General features: G+C 59.0%; 15 protein-coding genes and 3 tRNA genes. 8 read left to right on the forward strand and 10 right to left on the reverse strand.

What is annotated here, in order from left to right; all coding sequences use genetic code 11:
* Positions 1-5 precede the first annotated feature (5 nt).
* Positions 6-1,370, forward strand: coding sequence for a nucleotide 5'-monophosphate nucleosidase PpnN (gene ppnN, locus TAN611_RS18270; RefSeq protein WP_015673574.1), 1,365 nt, complete (start codon positions 6-8; stop codon positions 1,368-1,370).
* Between the two features lie 52 nt (positions 1,371-1,422).
* On the forward strand, positions 1,423-2,181 hold the full coding sequence (gene xni, locus TAN611_RS18275; protein ID WP_203066837.1) for a flap endonuclease Xni: 759 nt from the start codon (positions 1,423-1,425) through the stop codon (positions 2,179-2,181).
* A gap of 27 nt (positions 2,182-2,208) precedes the next feature.
* Here xni and rlmM read toward each other — a convergent pair whose 3' ends face one another.
* The 4 genes from rlmM to TAN611_RS18295 all read right to left on the reverse strand — a co-directional run bounded on the left by rlmM (position 2,209) and on the right by TAN611_RS18295 (position 5,270).
* Complete coding sequence (gene rlmM / locus TAN611_RS18280; protein ID WP_105232319.1) at positions 2,209-3,312, reverse strand: 23S rRNA (cytidine(2498)-2'-O)-methyltransferase RlmM; 1,104 nt, start codon at positions 3,310-3,312, stop codon at positions 2,209-2,211.
* On the reverse strand, positions 3,305-3,700 hold the full coding sequence (locus TAN611_RS18285; protein ID WP_099050025.1) for a DUF423 domain-containing protein: 396 nt from the start codon (positions 3,698-3,700) through the stop codon (positions 3,305-3,307). The genes rlmM and TAN611_RS18285 overlap by 8 nt, the downstream gene beginning before the upstream one ends.
* A 45-nt stretch (positions 3,701-3,745) precedes the next feature.
* Positions 3,746-4,663: a transcriptional regulator GcvA gene (locus tag TAN611_RS18290; RefSeq protein WP_105232320.1), complete on the reverse strand. Its 918-nt coding sequence runs from the start codon at positions 4,661-4,663 to the stop codon at positions 3,746-3,748.
* 382 nt (positions 4,664-5,045) lie between these two features.
* Positions 5,046-5,270: a YgdI/YgdR family lipoprotein gene (locus tag TAN611_RS18295; RefSeq protein ID WP_105233494.1), complete on the reverse strand. Its 225-nt coding sequence runs from the start codon at positions 5,268-5,270 to the stop codon at positions 5,046-5,048.
* A 183-nt stretch (positions 5,271-5,453) separates the two neighbouring features.
* Between TAN611_RS18295 and csdA the strand changes: the two genes are divergently transcribed.
* On the forward strand, positions 5,454-6,659 hold the full coding sequence (gene csdA / locus TAN611_RS18300; protein ID WP_105232321.1) for a cysteine desulfurase CsdA: 1,206 nt from the start codon (positions 5,454-5,456) through the stop codon (positions 6,657-6,659).
* Between the two features lie 23 nt (positions 6,660-6,682).
* Positions 6,683-7,117: a cysteine desulfurase sulfur acceptor subunit CsdE gene (csdE, locus tag TAN611_RS18305; protein WP_105232322.1), complete on the forward strand. Its 435-nt coding sequence runs from the start codon at positions 6,683-6,685 to the stop codon at positions 7,115-7,117.
* On the opposite strand, the gene tcdA is transcribed toward csdE, so the two are convergent.
* Positions 7,108-7,914, reverse strand: coding sequence for a tRNA cyclic N6-threonylcarbamoyladenosine(37) synthase TcdA (gene tcdA, locus TAN611_RS18310; protein WP_105232323.1), 807 nt, complete (start codon positions 7,912-7,914; stop codon positions 7,108-7,110). The two genes, csdE and tcdA, sit on opposite strands and share 10 nt — an antisense overlap.
* 83 nt (positions 7,915-7,997) lie before the next feature.
* Positions 7,998-9,140: a murein transglycosylase A gene (gene mltA, locus TAN611_RS18315; RefSeq protein WP_105232324.1), complete on the reverse strand. Its 1,143-nt coding sequence runs from the start codon at positions 9,138-9,140 to the stop codon at positions 7,998-8,000.
* Between the two features lie 294 nt (positions 9,141-9,434).
* Here mltA and TAN611_RS18320 point away from each other — a divergent pair.
* The 3 genes from TAN611_RS18320 to TAN611_RS18330 all read left to right on the forward strand — a co-directional run bounded on the left by TAN611_RS18320 (position 9,435) and on the right by TAN611_RS18330 (position 9,759).
* A tRNA-Met gene (locus TAN611_RS18320) sits at positions 9,435-9,511 on the forward strand.
* 62 nt (positions 9,512-9,573) lie between these two features.
* Positions 9,574-9,650, forward strand: a tRNA-Met gene (locus tag TAN611_RS18325).
* Positions 9,651-9,682: 32 nt separating this feature from the next.
* Positions 9,683-9,759, forward strand: a tRNA-Met gene (locus TAN611_RS18330).
* A gap of 99 nt (positions 9,760-9,858) precedes the next feature.
* Here TAN611_RS18330 and amiC read toward each other — a convergent pair.
* Entirely contained in the window at positions 9,859-11,112 is a 1,254-nt protein-coding gene (gene amiC, locus TAN611_RS18335) for an N-acetylmuramoyl-L-alanine amidase AmiC (RefSeq protein ID WP_105232325.1), read from the reverse strand.
* Positions 11,113-11,330: 218 nt separating this feature from the next.
* On the opposite strand from amiC, the gene argA reads away from it, so the two are divergent.
* The gene (gene argA / locus TAN611_RS18340) at positions 11,331-12,668 is read left to right on the forward strand and encodes an amino-acid N-acetyltransferase (RefSeq protein WP_172606259.1); all 1,338 of its coding nucleotides are present in this window, start codon (positions 11,331-11,333) and stop codon (positions 12,666-12,668) included.
* Between the two features lie 16 nt (positions 12,669-12,684).
* Here argA and recD read toward each other — a convergent pair whose 3' ends face one another.
* Genes recD through ptrA form a run of 3 tightly spaced genes read right to left on the reverse strand, consistent with a single transcriptional unit; the run spans position 12,685 to position 20,989 of the window.
* A complete protein-coding gene (recD, locus tag TAN611_RS18345) occupies positions 12,685-14,550 on the reverse strand; it encodes an exodeoxyribonuclease V subunit alpha (protein WP_197950985.1) in 1,866 nt (621 codons plus the stop codon).
* Positions 14,547-18,104 carry an exodeoxyribonuclease V subunit beta gene (gene recB / locus TAN611_RS18350; RefSeq protein WP_203066838.1) on the reverse strand — a complete coding sequence of 1,186 codons (3,558 nt, stop codon included), beginning with the start codon at positions 18,102-18,104 and terminating at the stop codon, positions 14,547-14,549. The genes recD and recB overlap by 4 nt, the downstream gene beginning before the upstream one ends.
* A complete protein-coding gene (gene ptrA / locus TAN611_RS18355) occupies positions 18,101-20,989 on the reverse strand; it encodes a pitrilysin (protein ID WP_187044210.1) in 2,889 nt (962 codons plus the stop codon). Before ptrA ends, recB begins: the two co-directional genes overlap by 4 nt.
* Between the last annotated feature and the right edge of the window lie 181 nt (positions 20,990-21,170).

The following is a 21,170-nucleotide window of genomic DNA, read 5'->3' on the forward strand; positions in this document are numbered from 1 at the left end:
TTACCTTGATTACACATATCAGCCCGCTTGGCTCAATGGATTTGCTGTCGCAGTTGGAAGTAGACATGCTGAAGCGTACCGCCAGCAGCGACCTGTATCGTTTATTCCGCAACTGTTCACTGGCGGTGCTGAACTCCGGCAGCCAGACCGACAACAGCAAACAGCTGCTGTCACGCTATGAAACGTTTGATATCAATGTACTGCGCCGTGAGCGCGGCGTAAAACTCGAGCTGGTCAACCCGCCGGAAGACGCCTTTGTCGATGGGCGCATTATCCGTTCCCTGCAGGCCAACCTGTTCGCGGTGCTGCGCGATATTCTGTTCGTGCACGGGCAAATCGCCAGCGCCGGGCGCTTCCAGCACCTGAATCTGGAAAACTCCGTCCATATCACCAACCTGGTGTTCTCGATTCTGCGAAATGCGCGCACGCTGCATCTGGATGAAGATCCCAATATGGTGGTGTGCTGGGGCGGCCACTCGATCAATCAGAACGAATACCTGTACGCGCGTAAAGTCGGCAGCGAGCTGGGCCTGCGCGAACTGAACATCTGCACCGGCTGCGGCCCGGGCGCCATGGAGGCGCCAATGAAAGGCGCAGCGGTCGGCCATGCTCAGCAGCGCTATCGCAACAGCCGGTTTATCGGCATGACCGAGCCATCCATCATCGCCGCCGAGCCGCCTAACCCATTGGTCAACGAACTGGTGATCATGCCGGATATCGAAAAACGTCTGGAAGCCTTCGTGCGCATCGCCCACGGCATCATTATTTTCCCGGGCGGCGTGGGCACAGCGGAAGAGCTGCTGTACCTGCTGGGCATCCTGATGAATCCGGAAAACAGCGAGCAGGTGCTGCCGCTGATCCTCACCGGGCCAAAAGAGAGCGCCGACTACTTCCGGGTGCTGGATGAGTTCATCATGAATACCCTCGGCGACGCGGCGCGCCGCCATTACACCATTATCATCGACGACCCGGCCGAAGTGGCGCGCCAGATGAAGAAGGCGATGCCGCTGGTGAAAGAAAACCGCCGCAATACCGGTGACGCCTACAGCTTCAACTGGTCGATGCGCATCGCTCCGGACCTGCAGCTGCCGTTTGAGCCGACCCATGAGAATATGGCCAACCTCAACCTGTCGCCGCAGCAGCCGCCGGAAGAACTGGCCGCCGCGCTGCGCCGCGCGTTCTCCGGCATCGTCGCCGGCAACGTGAAAGAGAACGGCATTCACGCCATTGAGCAGTTCGGCCCGTACAAACTGCATGGCGACCCGCAAATGATGAAGCAGATGGATCAGCTGCTGCAGGGCTTCGTCGCCCAGCACCGCATGAAGCTGCCGGGCAGCGCCTACGTGCCCTGCTATGAAATCATTACCTGACCAACCGTGGGGCGGCGCCCAGCCGCCCTGCCTTTTTGCTAGCTAAACCACTATGGCCATACATCTACTGATCGTCGATGCCCTGAACCTGATTCGCCGTATCCACGCCGTACAAGGTTCTCCGTGCGTCGATGCCTGCCGTCATGCGCTGACGCAGCTGATTCAGCACAGCAAACCAACCCACGCGGTCGCGGTCTTTGACGAAGACGACCGGGGCGACAGCTGGCGTCACCAGTTGCTGCCGGACTATAAGGCCGGCCGTTCGCCCATGCCGGACACTCTACAGCAGGAAATGCCGCAGCTGCGCGAGGCGTTTGCCAGTCTCGGCGTCGCCTGCTGGCACTCCCCCGGCAACGAAGCGGACGACCTGGCTGCAACGCTGGCCGCCAAGGTATCCGGCGGCGGCCACCAGGTTACCATCGTGTCGACCGATAAGGGCTACTGCCAGCTGCTGGCGCCCCAGGTGCAAATCCGCGATTACTTCCAAAAACGCTGGCTGGATCTGCCTTTCGTGCAGAAAGAGTTCGGCGTAGCGCCGCAGCAGCTGCCGGATTACTGGGGGCTGGCCGGTATCAGCAACAGTAAAATCCCCGGGGTTGCCGGCGTCGGGCCGAAGACCGCCGTGCAGCTTCTGCAGCAGGCGGCGGATCTGGATACGCTGTATCAGCAGTTGGATACGGTGCCGGAGAAATGGCGCAAAAAACTGGAACAGCACCGCGAGATGGCCTACGTCAGCAAACAGATCGCCACGCTGCGTACCGATCTGATGCTGGACGGCAACCTGCAACAGCTGCGGCTGCCGATAAACTAAGGGCGCTGCAAGCAGCGCCCTGTCATATCAGTCCCGTTCGTCGCGGCGGCCCGGCACGGCGGACCACATGCGGCGTACGTGCACCGTCACCTCTTCACGGTCATGATACAGCTGCTTGGCATGCACATCCGCGCTGATGCCTGCCGCACCCAACGCCTCCCGGATGCTCTGCAGATTCTGCGAGACCTCTTCGTAACGCTTCTTCATCGGCAGCTTCAGGTTGAAGATCGCCTCACGGCACCAGCCTTTGACCAGCCACTGAATCATCAGGCTGGTGACCTTAGCCGGCTTCTCCACCATATCGCACACCAACCAGTAGATTTTGCTGCTGTTCGGCTCAAATTTAAAACCGTCGGCGCGATGATGGGTAACCTGACCGGTATCCATCAGGCTTGGCGCCATCGGGCCGTTATCCACCGCATGCACCATCATGCTGCGCTTCACCAACTGATAGGTCCAGCCGCCAGGGCAGGCCCCAAGATCCACGGCGTGCATGCCGCTGCCCAGACGTTCGTCCCACTCATCGGCGGGAATAAACACGTGGAACGCTTCTTCCAGCTTCAACGTTGAACGGCTTGGCGCATCGGCCGGGAATTTCAGCCGCGGGATGCCCATATAGAACGGCGAGTTATTGTTGCTGTATGAATAGCCGACATAGCAGCATCCCGGCGCGATAAAGAACACGTGCACCACCGGCCGCGTCGGGTTTTCACGCGCCATCAGCACCTTCTGCTCACGCATCGCGGCGCGCAGCGGCACCGTCAGCTTGCGGCAGAACTTCATCAGTTCTTTGCTTTCGTTGGTGTCCGCCACTTCTACCCGCAGCTCGCCGCCGCGATCGACCACGCCGATCAGCATACCGACAATCGGCGAAACGCGGTCTTCCGGCGGCAGATCGCGCAGCAGCTCACCGACGACAATCAGCTGGCGGGCAAAAATTAGCTCGCGGAAGGGAATTTCTTTCGCCAGCCGGTCAGCATCGTCCGGCTGATAGCACTCAAACAGCACATAGCCGCTGTTTTCTTTTACCCGGGCAAAGCCGAAAATCTCCAACTGAGAGGCTTTATCCGTAATTTCCGCCGCGCACTCTTTTTCAAAGCCGGGGCGGCAGTACAATGCAACTTTATTCATGGCGCTCGGCCTTTTTCCTCAGACGCAAAGCGCCAATCAACATCAATGCCCAACCGATCAGGAAACACACGCCGCCTACCGGCGTGATATAGACCCAGACCTTCAGGTGCGACAGCGCCAAACAATACAGGCTGCCGCTAAACAACACGGTGCCGAGCGCCAGCAGCGCTCCGCTCCAGTAAAACCACAGGCTGACGCGGCGTTGCATCGCTACCGCCAGTGCCAGCACCGCCAGGGTATGCACCCCTTGATAATCCAGCCCGGTGCGGATCCACGCCATTTCATTAGCGCCCAGCGTACCGCTCAGCACGTGCGCGCCAAATGCCCCCAAAGCAACAAATACAAAACCGCTGATCGCGGCAAAAATCAGCATAGAACGACTGCTCATCGTTATTTACCTTTAGTCGATAACCGACCGCCTGAGGCCGCCGGTTTATTGTTCATAGCGGAAACGATATTTTTCCTGCTCGCTGGCAGCACGCGCCAGTATCCATTGGCGAAAGGCGGCTATTTTACCCAGTTCTGCCTGGCTGTCATGACATACCAGATAAAAAGCGTTTTTGCTGACCAAAACATCATTAAACGGACATACCAACCTGCCCGCTTCAATTTCCGTCTGCGCAATCACGTTGTTCACCAGCGCAATGCCCTGACCATGCACCGCCGCCTGTACCACCATCGCGCTGTGGCTGAAAATCGGCCCCTGCTGCACATTAATATGCTGTAAACCCAGTTGCCGGGTATAGGCCAACCAGTCGCGGCGTGAAGTATCGTGCAGCAGCGTGTGATTAGCCAGATCGTCCGGCGATTTTAAGGCGCGCTCGCCGGTCAGCAGGCTAGGAGAACACACCGGCAGCAGATATTCGGCATACAATCGCTCCGCACGTAGCCCCGGCCAATTACCGCGGCCATAAAAAATGGCGACGTCAACGTCGTCGGCCAGTTTATCCTCTTCCCGGTCAACGGCTTGTATACGAACATCAATTCCCGGATAAGCTGAGTTAAAGCCAGACAGGCGCGGCACCAGCCACTGAATAGCGAAACTCGGCGGCAAACTGACCGTCAATGCGCCCTTGGCGCTGCGCGCCTGCAGCTTACGCGTTGCTTCATTGATGGAGGAGAATATCTCTTTGATATCCAGATAATAACTCTGTCCTTCTTCGGTCAGCAGCAGAGAACGGTTGCGCCGGCGGAACAGTTTAAGGCCGAGGAAATCCTCCAGAGACTTGATCTGGTGGCTCACCGCAGCCTGAGTGACAAAAAGCTCTTCGGCCGCTTTAGTGAAACTGAGATGGCGGGCTGCCGCATCAAACACCCGCAACGCATTAAGGGGTGGTAAACGTTTAGACATTAATTAGCTACTTTTGTGTAACAAAATTACAACACCATCAACCCTAAAAGCGGGTTGCGTTGACAGACGCGCGCTGGCTCGCTTTCTCCGCGTCCATTTCATTAGTTTTTTTTATCCGATGCATTATAAATTGTCCGTTGAGCAGACGCCAGCAAATACCTATAGTGGCGGCACTTCCCGGGCCGGAACGAAAAGGGATTGGGTGTCGAGGACGCCGATGAACTTTTGGCTTGTGGTTGTGATGTTGTGTTTGCAAATTGTCCGGCGATTCCGGACATGGTAGCTAAGCTACTGTTTTTTCACTTCCTGTACATTTACCCTGTCTGTCCATAGTGATTTATGCAGCACCGCAAACATTGCGGTGCTTTTTTTTACCTGACGCTTACTGGTCGCTTTCTGCCAGCTCTTTCACGTCGGCACGGTTAATTTGCTGTTCGACGCCGTTCGCATCTTTATAGCTGATCATCCCGGTATCTTCATCAACCTGCGGTTTACCGTCGGCAACAATGGTTCGTCCATCATTGGTGTGCATCACATAGTTACTGGAACAGGCTGCCAACGTGAACGTCAGCATCAGAGCAGAGATAACTGCGGCCGTTTTCTTCATCTTGGACTCCTTGTAGATAAAAATGCTGTAAAAGACCTTTAGATACATAAAGGCAAGGTTGCGCACCCGTAGAAACAGCATAACAAACTCACACCGGAATGCCAGACAACCGCTGCAATGGACTTGTCAGTCACGGCAAAATAGGACAGGATCGACAGGTGTTCCGACCAATGATAATCCACTATGTCGTCGTTTAATTCCTCACTTTTCCGCCGCCAGTTTCCCGCGCTGGCGCAGCCCGGCGTTTATCTGGACAGCGCCGCCACCGCGCTGAAGCCGCAGGCGGTGATCGCCGCCACGCAGCAGTTTTACAGCAGCGAGGCGGCCACCGTGCACCGCAGCCAGCATAAGGCCGCTCAGGATCTGACCGTACGTTTTGAACAGACGCGCCATCAGGCGGCGGCATTGATTAACGCCGCCGGCGCCGAAGAAATTGTCTGGACGCGCGGCACCACCGAGGCGATTAATCTGGTGGCGCAAAGCTATGCGCGCCCCCGCCTACAGCCCGGCGATGAAATTATCGTCAGCGAGGCGGAGCATCATGCCAACCTGATCCCCTGGCTGATGGTCGCAGAGCAGACCGGTGCCTGCGTAACAAAACTGCCGCTGGGGGCCGACCGGCTGCCCGACCTGGCGCTGCTGCCGACGCTGCTCAGCGATAAAACCCGGCTGCTGGCGCTGGGACAGATGTCCAACGTTACCGGCGGCTGTCCGGATCTGGCGCAGGCGATCGCGCTGGCGCACGGCGTCGGTGCCAAAGTCATGATCGACGGCGCCCAGGGCATCGTGCACTGTCCGGCGGACGTACGGCGGTTAAACATCGACTTTTACGCCTTTTCCGGCCATAAGCTATATGGCCCGACCGGTATCGGCGTGCTGTACGGCAAAAGTGAACTGCTGGCGCAGATGGCGCCGTGGCAAGGCGGCGGCAAAATGCTGACTCAGGCCTCGTTTGACGGCTTTACCGCGCAAAAACCGCCCTACTGCTTTGAGGCCGGCACGCCGAATATCGCCGGAGTACTGGGGCTGGGCGCAGCGCTGAGCTGGCTGGAGGAACAAAATCTGCCGGCGGCGGAAGCCTACGCACGGCAATTAACCGACGACGCCGAGCATCGGTTGGCACAACTGGCAGGCTTTCGCAGCTTCCGTTGCTCCGGCTCCAGCCTGCTGGCGTTCGATATTGCCGGTATTCATCACAGCGATATCGTCACGCTGCTGGCGGAGCAAGGCATCGCGCTGCGCGCCGGGCAGCACTGCGCGCAGCCGCTGATGGCGGCGCTGGGCGTCAGCGGCACCCTGCGCGCCTCTTTCGCCCCTTATAATACGCCGGAAGACGTCGACAGGCTGGTCGACGCCATGGTGAATGCCGTCGATCTGCTGGCAGATTGATACACTGTAATTTCGGAGACGCTATGCTAGCCCCTCACCCCTTCGGCCACGACATTACCGCTGCGGCCCTGACAGAAAAATTCGGCGCGCTGAAACAGTGGGAAGACCGCTATCGCCAACTGGTGATGCTGGCAAAACAGCTGCCCACGCTGCCGGAAGCGCTGCGCAACGCGGAGATAGAGCTGAGCGGCTGTGAAAACCGCGTCTGGTTAGGCCATCAGCTGTTGGATGACAATCGACTGCATTTTTACGGCGACAGCGAAGGCCGCATCGTGCGCGGCCTGCTGGCGGTGTTATTAACCACCGTGGAAGGAAAGACGCCGCAGCAACTGCTGGCCGCCGATCCTCTGGCGCTATTCGACAGCCTGGGATTGCGCGCCCAGCTCAGCGCCACCCGAGCCAGCGGTCTGGAAGCGCTGGCTGCGGCGGTAAAGGATATCGCCGCGCGCTATGCCTGACGAGCCGCTTTAGCCATCATCTTCTTCAGCGCATGTGAAACCGCAACAAAGCCGAAGGTTGCGGTGACCATGGTCGCCGCGCCGAAACCGGCGCTGCAGTCCATGCGCTTTGGTCCTTCCGCCGTACTGCGCGATGCACACACTGAGCCGTCCGGCTGCGGGTAGACCAGCGCTTCGCTGGAAAAGACGCAGTCGATCCCCAGTTTACCCTTGCTGTTTTTCACCACGTTGAAATCGTGTTTAAGCCGCTCGCGCAGTTTGGCCGCCAGCGGATCCTGGATGGTCTTCGCCAGATCCGCCACTTCAATACGTGTAGGATCGATCTGTCCGCCGGCACCGCCAGTGGTGACGACCGGGATTTTAAAGCGGCGGCAATAGGCCAGCAACGCCGCCTTCGGACGCACGCTGTCGATGGCGTCAATCACATAGCTAAAACCGTTGTCCAACAGTTCCGCCACGTTATCCGGCGTAATAAAATCGTCGATGCAGGTCACCCGACACTCCGGGTTAATCGCCAGAATGCGTTCGGCCATCACCTCCGTCTTCGACTGGCCGACGTGGCCGCGCAGCGCGTGGATCTGGCGGTTGGTATTGGTGACGCAGACATCATCCATATCAATCAGGGTAATGGCGCCGATGCCGGTACGCGCCAACGCCTCCGCCGCCCATGAGCCCACGCCGCCAATGCCGATCACGCACACGTGCGCCTGGGCGAACAGCGCCAACGCCTGCTGGCCGTACAAACGCGCCGTACCGCCAAAACGTTGCAGATAGGCTTCTGAATAGGGTGTGCTCATAACGCTTTAATTACCTTAATTATGCAAATGATAAGGGCCGGAAAATCCGGCCCCTGCGGGTTAACGACGACGGGCGTTAACAATTAACGCGTCACCAGCAAGCTCCCGCTCTGACTGACCTTTGGCCGATAGGCGCTGAACAACGGCGCGCCGCTGTTGCCGCCCTTCAGCACCCATACCCGGCCATAGTGGTTGTAAAAACCAGCCGCGTGGCCGGCGTCCGGCCCGATACCCTGGTAGATATCAAAGTGCTGGCCTTTAATCGCGCCGCCAACGTCCAGCGCCACCATCAGGCGCATCTCATATTTTCCCGTGAATTTACCCTTGTTGTCCAGCAGAGGCACTTCCGCCAGCAGCGTGGTGCCGGCAGGAATCAGCGATCGATCGGACGCCACCGACGCCTTGGCGATCAGCGGCACCGCGCTGGCGCCTTTCACCGGCGCGAAAGATTCCGGGCGGAAGAAGACAAAGGACGGATTCTGCTCCAGCAGCTCGCGTACTTCCGCTTCGCTGTGGCTATCGGCCCACTTGCGGATCGCCTGCATCGACATATCCGCCTTGGCCACCTCGCCCCGGTCGATCAATACCCGGCCGATACTGCGGTAAGCATGGCCGTTTTTGCCGCCGTAGCCAAAGAACACCAGCGGCTGACCGTTACCAAAATCGACATAGCCGCTGCCCTGCACTTCCATCATAAAGTTGTCCATCAGCGAGTTGCTGTAGGCGATGATGTAGCGGTCATCCAACGCGCCGTTATAAATGCCCGCACGGCTCGGCAGACGGCCGCGTTTCGGCGGCATGCGGTACAGCGGGTAGCGGAATTCGCCCTGCGGCGTGTAGCGCGCCTGCACCACCGGCGTATAGTAGCCGGTAAACTGTACGTTGCCGTAGTTGTCCGCCCCTTCCATCTGGTAGGCGCTGAGGCCGAACTGGCTAAGCTGGCGGGTGTCCGCACCGGAGGCCATCCAGCTCTTTACCGCCTGGTAGGTACTGCTGTTACGGTTAAACAAAGAAGGAGACGCGTATTGAATCTCCAGCAGTTGGTTGGCGTAATCATCGCCGTTCATCGGCACGCCACGGGTGTTCGGTTGATTAACCAACGCCAGCGGTTGCTCCAGCTGCCCATCTTTATATTGCTGACCACGGTCGGTCGGCTTTGACGAACAGCCCGCCAAGATTGCTATCACTAACCCGCCCAGCAGGTATTTACCCCAACGTCCTTTCATCGCGCGCTCTCTTAAAAAACAGGTATGGTTTTTACCCAAGACATTTCGAGGTGCAGACGGCAGGCCAGGCCCCGTCGCACATCTGCAGCTTGAAAAATAAAGGGGATACCGGCGAAAGATAACAAACCCCTTCAGATAAAGGAATCGCTGCCAATAAAAAATCTCACACCGCGCAGGGTGATGAAAAAGAAAGCAATGTGCGGGCGAAATAAGCCAAAAAACGGCTTTAGACCAATTATCTGCAAAAAGGGGTTGCAACATAAACCATGGAGAGTATAGTGCGCATCCATCGGACGCGGGGTGGAGCAGCCTGGTAGCTCGTCGGGCTCATAACCCGAAGGTCGTCGGTTCAAATCCGGCCCCCGCAACCAACCGATGCTGTACCAGCGGCATCTTATAATGGGTTGGGTTCGAGAAAAATGCGTTAAACGGACGCGGGGTGGAGCAGCCTGGTAGCTCGTCGGGCTCATAACCCGAAGGTCGTCGGTTCAAATCCGGCCCCCGCAACCAAACGATAAAGAACGCACAAGCATCAAGACGGACGCGGGGTGGAGCAGCCTGGTAGCTCGTCGGGCTCATAACCCGAAGGTCGTCGGTTCAAATCCGGCCCCCGCAACCATTATTGATGATGACAATTGACACCCTTATGGGTGTTTTTTTGTATCTAAAATCCGCCAACATCATCACGCCGGGCCGCAGCCCAGCGTCATCTTTCTCTTTAACGCCTCGCCCCGCCGTTGGAGAAATAAGCCTTGATACCCGCCAGTATAGATTCCGCAATCTGCTGCTGAAAACGGCTGGTACGCAGTTTACGCTCTTCTTCCACGTTGCTGATAAACGCCGTCTCCACCAGAATGGAAGGAATGTCCGGTGCCTTCAACACCGCAAAACCGGCCTGATCGACACGATTCTTGTGCAACCGGTTGATACTGCCCATCCGATGCAGCACTTCCTTGCCAAATTTCAGGCTGTCGTTGATGGTCGCCGTCTGCACCAGATCGAACATGGTGTGATCCAGATAGCGGTCACCGCTTTTGCTGACGCCGCCGATCTGATCCGATTCGTTCTGCGTTTGCGCCAGATAGCGCGCCGCAGCGCTGGTTGCCCCTTTGGTCGACAGCGCAAACACCGATGAGCCACGCGCCGCACGGTTGGTAAAGGCATCCGCGTGGATGGAGACAAACAGATCGGCGCGCTGCTTGCGCGCTTTTGCCACCCGCACCTTCAGCGGAATGAAGACATCTTCGTTACGCGTCATAAAGACTTTCATATTCGGTTCGCGCTTGATCATCGTTCTCAGCCGGCGGGCAATCTGCAGCACGATGTCTTTCTCGCGCGTTTTGTACTTGCCGATTGCACCAGGATCCTCACCGCCGTGTCCCGGGTCGAGCATAATGACGATCGGCCGATCGCGCCCCGCCTTACCGGTTTGCGGCGCTTTGGCCGGTGCCGGCAGCGTCCGTTCCAGATCGCCCTTATTGTAATCTTCCAGCAACGCCAACAGCGGATCATAGTCATCATCACCGGGCGCCGGCTTGCTGGGATACATATCCAGCACCAGACGGTTGCGGTATTCAGCGACCGGCGCCAGGGTGAACATATGCGGGCGGACATCCTGCTTCAGCTCCAGCACCAGACGCACGGTGTCTTTATCGAACTGGCCGACGCGCGCCTGCTTCAGGTTAGGGTCGCTGTTTTGCACCTGGGAGGCGATGCCTTTCAGCACGCTGTTAAGCTGCACGCCCTCAATATCCACCACGATGCGATCGGGATTGGTCAGCGCAAACTGTTTGTATTTCAGCGCCACGTTGGACTCTAGCGTCACGCGCGTGTAAGTGGATGAAGGCCAGACACGCACCGCGATAACATGCGACGACGCGGCAAAACCGACACGACTCACGCTCAGCAACCAGGTTGCGGTAACCCCCTGCAACAGACGACGGCGACCCAGATTGTGATTATCGTTTGACATGCGGCTCCAACCAATAGCAGTAGACTAAAAAAACAGCAAAACAGAGACAATGGCGAAAACTTTAACGAATCCATTCGGCGCTGTCATCAGAAAATCTTTTGATGGGTTTTCAATTTATTAACGATTTAACAGTGTTAGCAGGGAAAACAACGCAAATCCCCCCTTGCCATTAGCGGCAGAAAAGAATAAAAATACAAAAATATCGTATAAATATTCACATGAGGTTTGCCGTGAAGGAACGTAGTACAGAGCTGGTTCAAGGATTCCGTCACTCAGTTCCCTATATCAACGCCCACCGCGGCAAGACATTCGTCGTGATGCTCGGTGGCGAGGCGATTGAGCATGAAAACTTTACTAATATCGTTAACGATATCGGGTTGCTGCACAGCTTGGGCATTCGCCTGGTGGTGGTTTATGGCGCACGGCCACAGATTGACACCAATCTGGCGCTACATAATCTCGAACCGCTCTACCACAAACATACCCGCGTGACCGATGCGCCGACGCTGGAGCTGGTCAAGCAGGCGGCCGGCCTGCTGCAACTGGATATTACCGCCCGGCTGTCGATGAGCCTGAATAACACCCCACTGCAGGGCGCGCATATCAATGTGGTCAGCGGCAACTTTATTATCGCCCAACCGCTGGGTATCGATGACGGCGTGGATTACTACCACAGCGGGCGTATCCGCCGTATTGATGAAGAGGCTATTAACCGTCAGCTCGACAGCGGCGCCATCGTGCTGATTGGTCCGGTGGCGGTATCCGTCACCGGTGAAAGCTTCAACCTGACCTCAGAAGAAGTGGCGACCCAGTTGGCCAGCAAGCTGAAAGCGGAAAAGATGATCGGCTTTTGTTCGTCACAAGGGGTGACCGACGCCGAGGGCGAGATTATCTCCGAACTATTCCCCAACGATGCGCAGAAGCGCCTTGATGCGTTGGAAGAGAGTGGCGACTACCACTCCGGCACCGTCCGCTTCCTGCGCGGCGCGGTAAAAGCCTGCCGCAGCGGCGTGCGGCGCTGTCACCTGATCAGCTACCAGGAAGACGGCGCGCTGGTGCAGGAGCTGTTCTCCCGCGACGGTATCGGTACGCAGATCGTGATGGAAAGCGCCGAGCAGGTACGGCGGGCGACCATCAACGACATCGGCGGTATTCTCGAACTGATTCGCCCGCTGGAACAACAGGGTATTCTGGTGCGTCGCTCACGCGAGCAGTTGGAGATGGAGATCGATAAGTTCACCATTATTGAGCGGGATAACCTGACCATCGCCTGTGCAGCCCTCTACCCCTTCCCGGAAGAGAAGATCGGCGAGATGGCCTGCGTGGCGGTGCATCCGGATTACCGTAGCTCATCGCGCGGTGAAATGCTGCTGCAGCGGGTGGAAAGCCAGGCGCGGCAGATGGGGCTGCAAAAGCTGTTCGTGCTTACCACCCGCAGTATTCACTGGTTCCAGGAACGGGGCTTCACACCGGCGGAGGTTGACGTACTGCCGATGCAGAAACAGGCGCTGTACAACTATCAGCGTCGCTCAAAAATCCTGCTGGCCGACCTGTAAGTTATGCAGGGGCGCCTTAGCGCCCCTGTTCATCGTCTGCCATCACCAGACGTTCCGCCAGCCCGCTACGGCGCTGCGTCGGCGTACGCACGGCGCCCATCAATACCTTATCGGCAGCATACAGCGACAGGCGCTTACGCGCACGGGTAATGGCGGTATACACCAACTCCCGCGTCAACACCGGCAGATAGTGGTTGGGCAGCACCAGTACCGTATGATCGAACTCCGACCCCTGCGACTTATGCACCGTCATTGCATAGGCGGTTTCATGCGCCGGTAAGCGGCTTGGCTGCACCGACTTGATGCTGCCGTCCGGCAGTTGGAAGTGAACGCGCAACTCCCCTGTCTCATCCGGTAAGGCAATGCCGATATCGCCGTTAAACAGCCCCAGAGCGCTGTCGTTGCGGCCAATCATCACCGGACGCCCCCGATACCAGCGCCCTGCGGCGCCGGGCGTACGCCGTATCAGCCCGGCGCGCTGCAGAGCAGTCTCAATCCGTTCATTCAGCCCGCTGACGCCGAACGGTCCTTCCCGCAGGGCACACAGTACCTGAAAGCGCCCAAACGCATCCAGCACCTGCTGCGCACCGGTGCCGGCTGCCACCTGCATCAGGTAGTCGCGATAGCCCACCACGCAGGCATCCAGCAGCGCCTGGTAGTCCGCCGTTTCCGCCAGCGGATAGCCGGCGACGTCGTCAAAGCGGCCGTCCAGCGCCGTGCGCGCGCCCCTGACATCGCCGGCGTTAACCGCAAACGCCAGCTGTCCAATGCCCGAGTTGGCGTCAAAACGGTAGCTTTTACGCAGCAGGCACAGGCTATCGCGCACTGCCGCAGCCGCCTGCGCCGGCTGCCCCTGCAGCGCACAGCCGGTCAATTGGCTGAGCTGCGCCGCTCGCGCTTCGCTGTAGCCCTGCTCGGCAAAGCGGCAAATATCTCCCAGCACCGCGCCCGCCTCCACCGAGGCCAGCTGATCGCGGTCGCCGAGGAAGATCACTCTGGCATGTTCAGGCAGGGCGGCAATCAGGCGCGCCATCATCGGCAAATCCACCATTGAGGCCTCATCCACCACCAGCACGTCCAGATGCAGCGGGTTGCCGCGGTGATAGCGCATGCGCTGACTGTTCGGCTGTGCACCCAGCAGACGGTGCAGCGTTGCCGCCTCAGTAGGAAACAGACTCAGCTGCTGCGCCGTCAGCCCCAGCCGGCGGCTGGCGCTGCCGAGCGACTCGGTCAACCGCGCCGCCGCTTTTCCGGTCGGTGCCGCAAGCTGAATGCGCAGCCGCTCGCCATCGGCCAACTGCACCAACGCCGCCAACAGCTTTGCCACCGTGGTGGTTTTGCCGGTGCCCGGCCCGCCGGAAATCACCGCAATCCGCCGCGTGGCGGCGACGGCGGCGGCGATTTTCTGCCAGTCCGGCGTAGCCTCCGCTTCGCCAAACAGACGGTCCAGGATCGGACGCAGGCGCTGCGGCTCAATATCCTGCGGCATATCGTCACTGCCGATAAAGGCCGCCACCTCACCTTCGCTTTGCCACATGCGCTGCAGATAGAGCCGCTGCTGTTGCAGCACCAGCGGTGTCGGCAGGCTGCCGTCGCTGACCGCAGCAGACGACAGCAGCAAACGCCGCCATTCGTCAACGTCCGGCTGGCCGGCAGCCTGCCAGACCGCCTGCGCCAGCTCAGGCTGACGCGCGCCGAACAGCGTCTCCGGCAACAGCTGCTCCAGCTGTAGACAGACGTGGCCGGCACCGGCTTCCGCGCTGAGGCAGGCAGCCGCCAGCAGCATATCCGGCCGTTCCGGCTCGGCGACCACCCGGGCGAACTGTATGTCCAGCGGACGCAGCACGCCAAGCGTGACCGCCTGTTGGAGTAGCTGCATCATGCTTCAGATTCCCCCTGGTTATCGTCGCCGCTGAACAGCCGATCCATCCCCTCCACCAAGGCAGCTTCAGGACGGCAGGCAAAAATGCCGTTGCCGGGATGCTGACCGTCGACGCCGCGCAAAAACAGATAAATCACGCCGCCAAAGTGGCGTTGATAGTCATAGTCTGCCAGACGGTGGCGCAGATAGCGGTGCAGCGCCAGGGTATACAGCTGATACTGCAGGTCGTAACGATGTTCCGCCATCGCCTGCGCCATCGCCGGCTGCGTATAGGCGCTGCTGTCTTCACCCAGCCAGTTGGATTTATAGTCGAGCAGGTAATATTTTCCCTGCCAGCAGAAAATCAGGTCGATAAAGCCTTTCAACATCCCCTGCACTCGTTGAAAATCCAGCGCCGGACAGCGTGCCGACAGCGGGTCATAGCGCTTCACCAGCGTATCCAGCTGCGATGCCTGCAACAGCTGGCCGATCGGCAGATAAAACTGCAGCTCCGCCTGTTTAGCCTGCGGCGTCAGCTGCGCCAGCGTGGCGCCGCTGTCATTTAGTACGGTATGCAGCAGCGTCTCCATCCACGTCTGCAGCACCGGCTGCCAACACGCGTCATAACCGTTCAGCTGCAGCTGCTCCGCCAGCCAGGCGGCATCCAGCGGCTGGGTAAAATCCAGCGTTTCAAACAGGCTGTGTAAAAAGGTGCCCGGCGCTGCGCCGCGCGGAAAGGTGTGCGGGGTCAGTGACGGCTCACTTTCAGCCGCCTTCTCACCCGCGGCGTCAACGTCCAGACGAGGCAGCAGATCCTGCATCAGCCCGGCGCCGTGTTGCTGCAGGCCGGTATAGCTGGTCACCCGCCAAAAGTCCTGCAACTGTCGCTTGACCTCTCTGGCTGCCAACAGCTCTGCCTGCTCGCTCTGCGGCTGCCAAGGCTGCTCATCCAGCGGTTCCAGCAGGGATAACGCAATGCTTTCATCAGCCAGTTGCTGCAGACAGCTCTGCAAATAGGCGGCATCCCCCGCCTGACCGCCCTGCACCAGATACCCCAGCGCACTGCGATGCAAATCCGTCTCCCCCTGCTTTTTACGTGTCCCCTGAATAAGCGGCGCAATGCCGATGCTACAGTGGTACACCGAACGCGTCAGCGCGACGTAAAGCAGGCGTAAATCCTCCGCCAGCCGCTCCTCCTCGGCCCAGGCTATGCTCTCTTCATCGGCATTCAGATCCAGCAAGGCTTTGAAACTGTGGCGATCGTGATACAGCACCTGCTGCTGCTGGCGATAGTTGCCGACAAACGGCAGCCAGACCAACGGATACTCCAACCCTTTGGACTTGTGAATCGTCATCACCTGCACCAGGTAGCGGTCGCTTTCCAGACGCAGCTGCTGGTTGTCCGACTGGCTGTTCGGCTGGGCAATCTGCTGCGCCAGCCAGCGCACCAGCGCATGCTCGCTGTCGAGCTGTGCCGACGCCTCCTGCAGCAGTTCACCCAGGTGCATCACATCGGTCAGACGCCGCTCGCCGCCGGGGCTGACCAACAGATTCTCAGCCAAATGCCGCTGCGTCATTACCTCGCGCAGCATCGGCAATACGCCGCGCCGCAGCCACAGCGTGCGATATTGGTCAAACTCTTCGACCAGCGTATCCCACGCCCGCTCGTTATGATTCAGCGCATCCAGCGTCGGCGCATCCAGCCCCAGCAGGCCGGTCGCCATCGCGCTGCGTAAGGTCCGCTCCTGCTCCGGCGCCAGCACCGCCTGCAACAGCCACAGCAAATCTTTGGCTTCCGGCGTATCAAACACGCTGTCGCGATTCGACAGGTATACTGAAGGAATCGCCAACAGGCTGAGCGCATCGCGCACCAGCGCCGCTTCCGCCCGGCTGCGCACCAGGATGGTGATATCCGATGCCTGTACCGGCCGGCGCTTGTCGCCATCCGCCAGCCAGGCTTCTCCGCGCTGCCCGGCATTCAGCCAGTCGCGAATTTGCGTCGCGCACAGGCGTGCCATTTGCTGTTGGTAGTCGCTCACTCCGACACCGTCGCCCGGCTGCAGCCAGAAGTGCATGGCGGCCTGCGGCTGATTATGCAGTTCAAACGCCAGTTTCTGGTTCTTATCCGCCGCCGCCACGTCAATAAACGGGATCTCGCCGAACAGAAACGGTTTTTCCAGCCGGGAAAACAGCCGGTTGACGCTGCCGACCATCGTCGGGGAAGAGCGCCAGTTGGTCTCCAGCGTATAGTGGGCGCTCACCTCAGAGCGGGCACGCATATAGGTGAAAATGTCCGCCCCACGGAACGCGTAAATCGCCTGTTTGGGATCGCCAATCAACAGCAGTCCGCACTCCGCCTGCCCCACATATAACTTGTGGAAAATGCGATACTGCTGCGGATCGGTATCCTGAAATTCGTCAATCATCGCCACCGGATAGCGCTGACGTATCGCCTGCGCCAGATGATCGCCACCCGCACTTTGCAGGGCGCCGTCCAGTCGGCTTAGCAGGTCGTCAAACCCCAGTTCGGCGCGCTGGCGCTTTTCCTGTTGAATCGAGGTGCGAATCTCGCTCAGCGCGCGCGCCATCACCAAATCGCGCAGCGTCAACGGTTCGGCAAACAGACCATCAACGGCGTCAAACAGGGCATGGCGCGGCGCCTCGCCTTTTTTGGTTTTTTCCAGCAGCGTCGACTGGCGGAATTTTTCCAGTTCCTTCGGCAGTTGATAATCCTGCGTTTCCTGCCCGGCCCACTCTCCGACCTTATGTAGCCAGTTAGGCAAGTGCTTGCTGCTGTAGCTGCGTTTATCCACGCCGGAACTGCTGATAAGGTCATGCAGATCGGCCGCCACCGCGCTCCATTGCGCTTTGATGGCTTCAATACGCGCCACGATCTTCTGGTGGCGCACCAGCAGCGTTTCATCCTCCTGCGGCGGTTGGCGCAGCGTTGGCGCCTCCCCGTGCAGATAGGCGGACAGGTCGCTCAGCAAGGCTTCCGGCCCGCTCCACTCCTGGCTGACCGCGCGCGCAACGTCCAGCGGCAGCGGGTAGCAATGGCGGCGCCAAAAGTCTGCGCAAGCCTGCCGGCGCAGAGGCAGCTCATCCTGCACCAGCGTCTGCTCAAATAAAATGCCGGACTCAAAGGCGTTCTGGGTCAGCATACGTTGACAGAAGCCATGGATGGTATAGATCGCCGCCTCATCCATTTGCCGCTCGGCGGCCAACAGCTGCGCCGCCGCATCCGCCAGGTCGTCAATCTCCGCCATTAATGCAGCGAACAGCGGGTTGTTGCAGTGCTCACGCCCGCGGATACAGGCGATGCGCAGCCCGTGAATATTGCTGCGGATACGGCCGCGCAGCTCTTCGGTGGCGGCCTCGGTAAAGGTCACCACCAAAATTTCCTCTACCGTCAGCGGGCGGGAAAACGCCGCCTGCTTACCCAAACCCAACAGCAGGCGCAGATACAGCGCGCCGATGGTGAAGGTCTTGCCGGTCCCCGCCGAGGCTTCAATCAGCCGTTCGCCGCAAAGCGGCAGCGTTAACGGATCGAGCGTTTGCGGAGCCTGCGCCATCATGGTTTAACCACCTGGCGCGGCATGGTTTGCTGCAGCGCGGATGCATTCGGGTAAGCGCTCCAGCCCTGCGGCGCCGCATAATCGGCTTTATCCTGGCTGCTGCCGCTGACCTGAGACAGCACCGCCAGCCCCTGCGGCTGTATCACCGCCTGGTGGAAGAAGTCCGCCAGTTTGGCCGGCGTCAGAAGCTGTATCTGCGCGATCAGCTTCTGCCGCGTATCAAAGGCGAAGTTGCCGCGCTCGAAGTCGTTGCTAAAGCGCCCCGCTTCCTCACTCAGCGTTTGCGGCCGCTGCTTCAGTTCATTAATCAGTGCCTGCTGATATTGGGCAAAGTCCGCGGCGCTCATCTCGCGCAGCCGTTTTTCTGCCTTCGGGTAGAAATCCTGATAGCGCTGGTAGAGGTAGTTTGGCTGTTTACTGTTGCTTTGCAGCAGGAAGCCTACGCCCCACTGCCGCCCGACCGACATCGGGAAAGCAAAGACCGCATACCCCAGCTGTTCCTGAGTGCGCAACTGGCTATAGAACCAAGGCTGAATAATCTGCCCCAGCAACGAGCTGTGCGCCATGCCGCTGATTTCATCATAGCCGGTTGGGATATAGACCGCCGCCAGCGCCGAATCGGTGCTGCTGCCGGTGCGCTGCAGATTCGCCAGCTGTTTTTTAGCGACCTGGACATTTTCCCCGTGCCACCATGTTATGCCGCGGCAGGCAAGGCTTTGCTTCAGTGCGGACGCCAGTTGATCAACCTGCGGTTTGCTCATATTGCCCACCACCAGCATTTCCGGCGTAGCGTTTTTCAACAGGCCGTCACGGTAGGCAAGCACGTCTTTCAGCGTCAGGGTTTTCAGCACCTCCCGCCGTTCGCTGCGTTCTGAGTAGGGCACACGCGACACCATCTGAATCGGCTGGAGCGCCAGTTCGAAGGCTTTGCCCTTCTCAGCGGCATCCAACTGTTGCAGATACCAGGACTTCGCCTGATCCAGCTGCGCCTGCGTCGGCGTAAACCCGGCGTAGCCTTCGATCAGCGACGTCAGCAGTTGCGGTAAACGCTGGGTAAAGCCGTTAGCATTAAACAGCAGGCCATTGCTCGGCGAGGTACTGAAGCTCAGGCCCCCGACCGAAGCCTGATAACTCAGTTGATCCAGTGCGATGCCGGCCAGATAATCCGTCAGCGAGAACAACACCTGATTGCGCGCCGAATTCATGGTCTCGGCGTTGCGGAAGGCAACGGTCACGTCGGCCTTCGGCTCATCGGCAAAATAGCGGCTCGGCATATACAGCACGCGCAGCCCCGGCTGGTTCACCACCACTTCCGGCTGGGTAAAGCGGTGTGATGGCGTTGTGAGGGTAAAGTCATCCGGGATATACGGGTTCAGCGTCGGCAGCGACAAAGAGATCGCTTGTCCCAGGCGCTGCCACTGTTCAAAACGCTGCGGGGTGATTTTATTCACCTGATACGGCGCATCGACAAAGTATGCCGTTTTGTTATGCGGCTCATTCGGGCTGATAAACCAGACGCGGGCGTTTTGCGGCGTCATTTCATCCAGACGCTGCGCAATAGCCTCCGGATCGTAACGGTCCGCCAGATAAGGCGCATCCAGCGTATGCTCGACCGGCACGCGCAGCATGGTATCCACCAGCCATTCGATATAGTCCATGTTGCGGGTGATCGACGGGTAGCGGAAATCCAGATTCAACACGTGCGCAATCTCATCAAAATAGCTTTTTTTGACGCCCTGCTGACGCAGCATTTTCAGATAGTTGAAGATAGCGGCCACGACCTGGTCGCGTTTCGCCAGACCCTTGTCCGTCAGCGAGACGCTGATGACAAACACCCCGCCGTTGCGATCTACCACCGGATCGGCGCCTGCGTTAATGGCATCGGCCAGCCCCTGCTGCTGCAGCCAGTCAGACAGCGTATTTTTACTGCGGTTGCCGATCAGATAGCTGATATAGGTATCGGTCTTACTGCGGAAAGCCGCGCTGTTGTTATCAATACGGAACTCGACTTTCAGCTGTTTGCGCGGCTGCGCCGGAACGTAATTGATAATGACGCCCTGTTGCGCCTTGGTTACCGCCGGCACGGTAATCGGCGGCACGCTGGCCTGATGGTCCGGCACCCGACCAAAGGTTTTCGCCGCCAGCGCTGCCAGCTGCGGCAGCGGCTGACTGCTGTAGAGCACGCCGACCATCAGATTGGCGGAATAATAGCGTTGATAGAATGTTGTCAGTTCCGTATGCAGCTTGCTGCCGGGCTTGTCCTTCAGCGTATCAAGGTTGCCGCCGGAAAAGCGCGCGCTCGGGTGCGCCGGATTCAACGTTTCCGCTCCCACCTGCGCCATGCGCATCCCGTCGCGCGAACGCGCCATGGTCAGCTCGGCATTCACCGCGTTGCGCTCTTTATCCGCATTGCCAGGATCCAGCAGCGGTTCGGCGATCGCATCAGCCATGCGGTCGACGGCTGGCGCCAGAGCATCGTTTTCCACCTCCAAATAATAGGCGGTACGGTACGACGCGGTACTGGCATTATGGCTGCCACCATGTTTTTTGAGGAATTCAGACAGATTTTCCGGCTCCGGATAGCGCTTGGAGCCCATCAGCACCATATGTTCCAGATAGTGCGCCAGCCCCAGTTGGCTGTCGGGATCCTCCAGGGAACCGACCGGCAAGGCCAGCGCCGCCAGCGACTTCGGTGCCTGCTCATCGGAAACCAGCAGCACCGTCATGCCGTTAGCCAGCTTGATGGCCTGGTAATGGCGCGGATCGTGCTCACTTTTATGGATTTTCTCCGCCAGCGGCTGCCATCCCTGCTCAGCCCAGCCTGACGGTGCCCAAAAGACTACCAACAACATTACCCCGCAAAAACGGGCCCAACGTCTGCGCATATCCAAATTAAACCCCTATTTCCGCTCCGCAGCGCCTATTCCCGAGCGCCGGCGAAGCCGATAAAAAAACCACAAAACCTCATGCCGAGCATGCTGCAGCGTAAAAATACGCCTTGTCGGCAGCTCCCCGGTAAGTACTTACTGTCACTGTAGAACCGGGTATTTACCCGCAGCGAGCCCT

Origin of the sequence: Serratia sp. Tan611 (assembly GCF_905188235.1) — a bacterium.
GTDB classification, from domain to species: domain Bacteria; phylum Pseudomonadota; class Gammaproteobacteria; order Enterobacterales; family Enterobacteriaceae; genus Serratia_B; species Serratia_B rhizosphaerae.

Excerpts from the sequence above, each read along its gene's own strand:
- xni (WP_203066837.1), top strand. The coding sequence starts at position 1,423 with ATGGCCATACATCTACTGATCGTCGATGCCCTGAACCTGATTCGCCGT.
- rlmM (WP_105232319.1), bottom strand. The coding sequence starts at position 3,312 with ATGAATAAAGTTGCATTGTACTGCCGCCCCGGCTTTGAAAAAGAGTGC.
- TAN611_RS18285 (WP_099050025.1), bottom strand. The coding sequence starts at position 3,700 with ATGAGCAGTCGTTCTATGCTGATTTTTGCCGCGATCAGCGGTTTTGTA.
- TAN611_RS18290 (WP_105232320.1), bottom strand. The coding sequence starts at position 4,663 with ATGTCTAAACGTTTACCACCCCTTAATGCGTTGCGGGTGTTTGATGCG.
- TAN611_RS18295 (WP_105233494.1), bottom strand. The coding sequence starts at position 5,270 with ATGAAGAAAACGGCCGCAGTTATCTCTGCTCTGATGCTGACGTTCACG.
- csdA (WP_105232321.1), top strand. The coding sequence starts at position 5,454 with ATGTCGTCGTTTAATTCCTCACTTTTCCGCCGCCAGTTTCCCGCGCTG.
- csdE (WP_105232322.1), top strand. The coding sequence starts at position 6,683 with ATGCTAGCCCCTCACCCCTTCGGCCACGACATTACCGCTGCGGCCCTG.
- tcdA (WP_105232323.1), bottom strand. The coding sequence starts at position 7,914 with ATGAGCACACCCTATTCAGAAGCCTATCTGCAACGTTTTGGCGGTACG.
- mltA (WP_105232324.1), bottom strand. The coding sequence starts at position 9,140 with ATGAAAGGACGTTGGGGTAAATACCTGCTGGGCGGGTTAGTGATAGCA.
- amiC (WP_105232325.1), bottom strand. The coding sequence starts at position 11,112 with ATGTCAAACGATAATCACAATCTGGGTCGCCGTCGTCTGTTGCAGGGG.
- argA (WP_172606259.1), top strand. The coding sequence starts at position 11,331 with ATGAGGTTTGCCGTGAAGGAACGTAGTACAGAGCTGGTTCAAGGATTC.
- recD (WP_197950985.1), bottom strand. The coding sequence starts at position 14,550 with ATGATGCAGCTACTCCAACAGGCGGTCACGCTTGGCGTGCTGCGTCCG.
- recB (WP_203066838.1), bottom strand. The coding sequence starts at position 18,104 with ATGATGGCGCAGGCTCCGCAAACGCTCGATCCGTTAACGCTGCCGCTT.
- ptrA (WP_187044210.1), bottom strand. The coding sequence starts at position 20,989 with ATGCGCAGACGTTGGGCCCGTTTTTGCGGGGTAATGTTGTTGGTAGTC.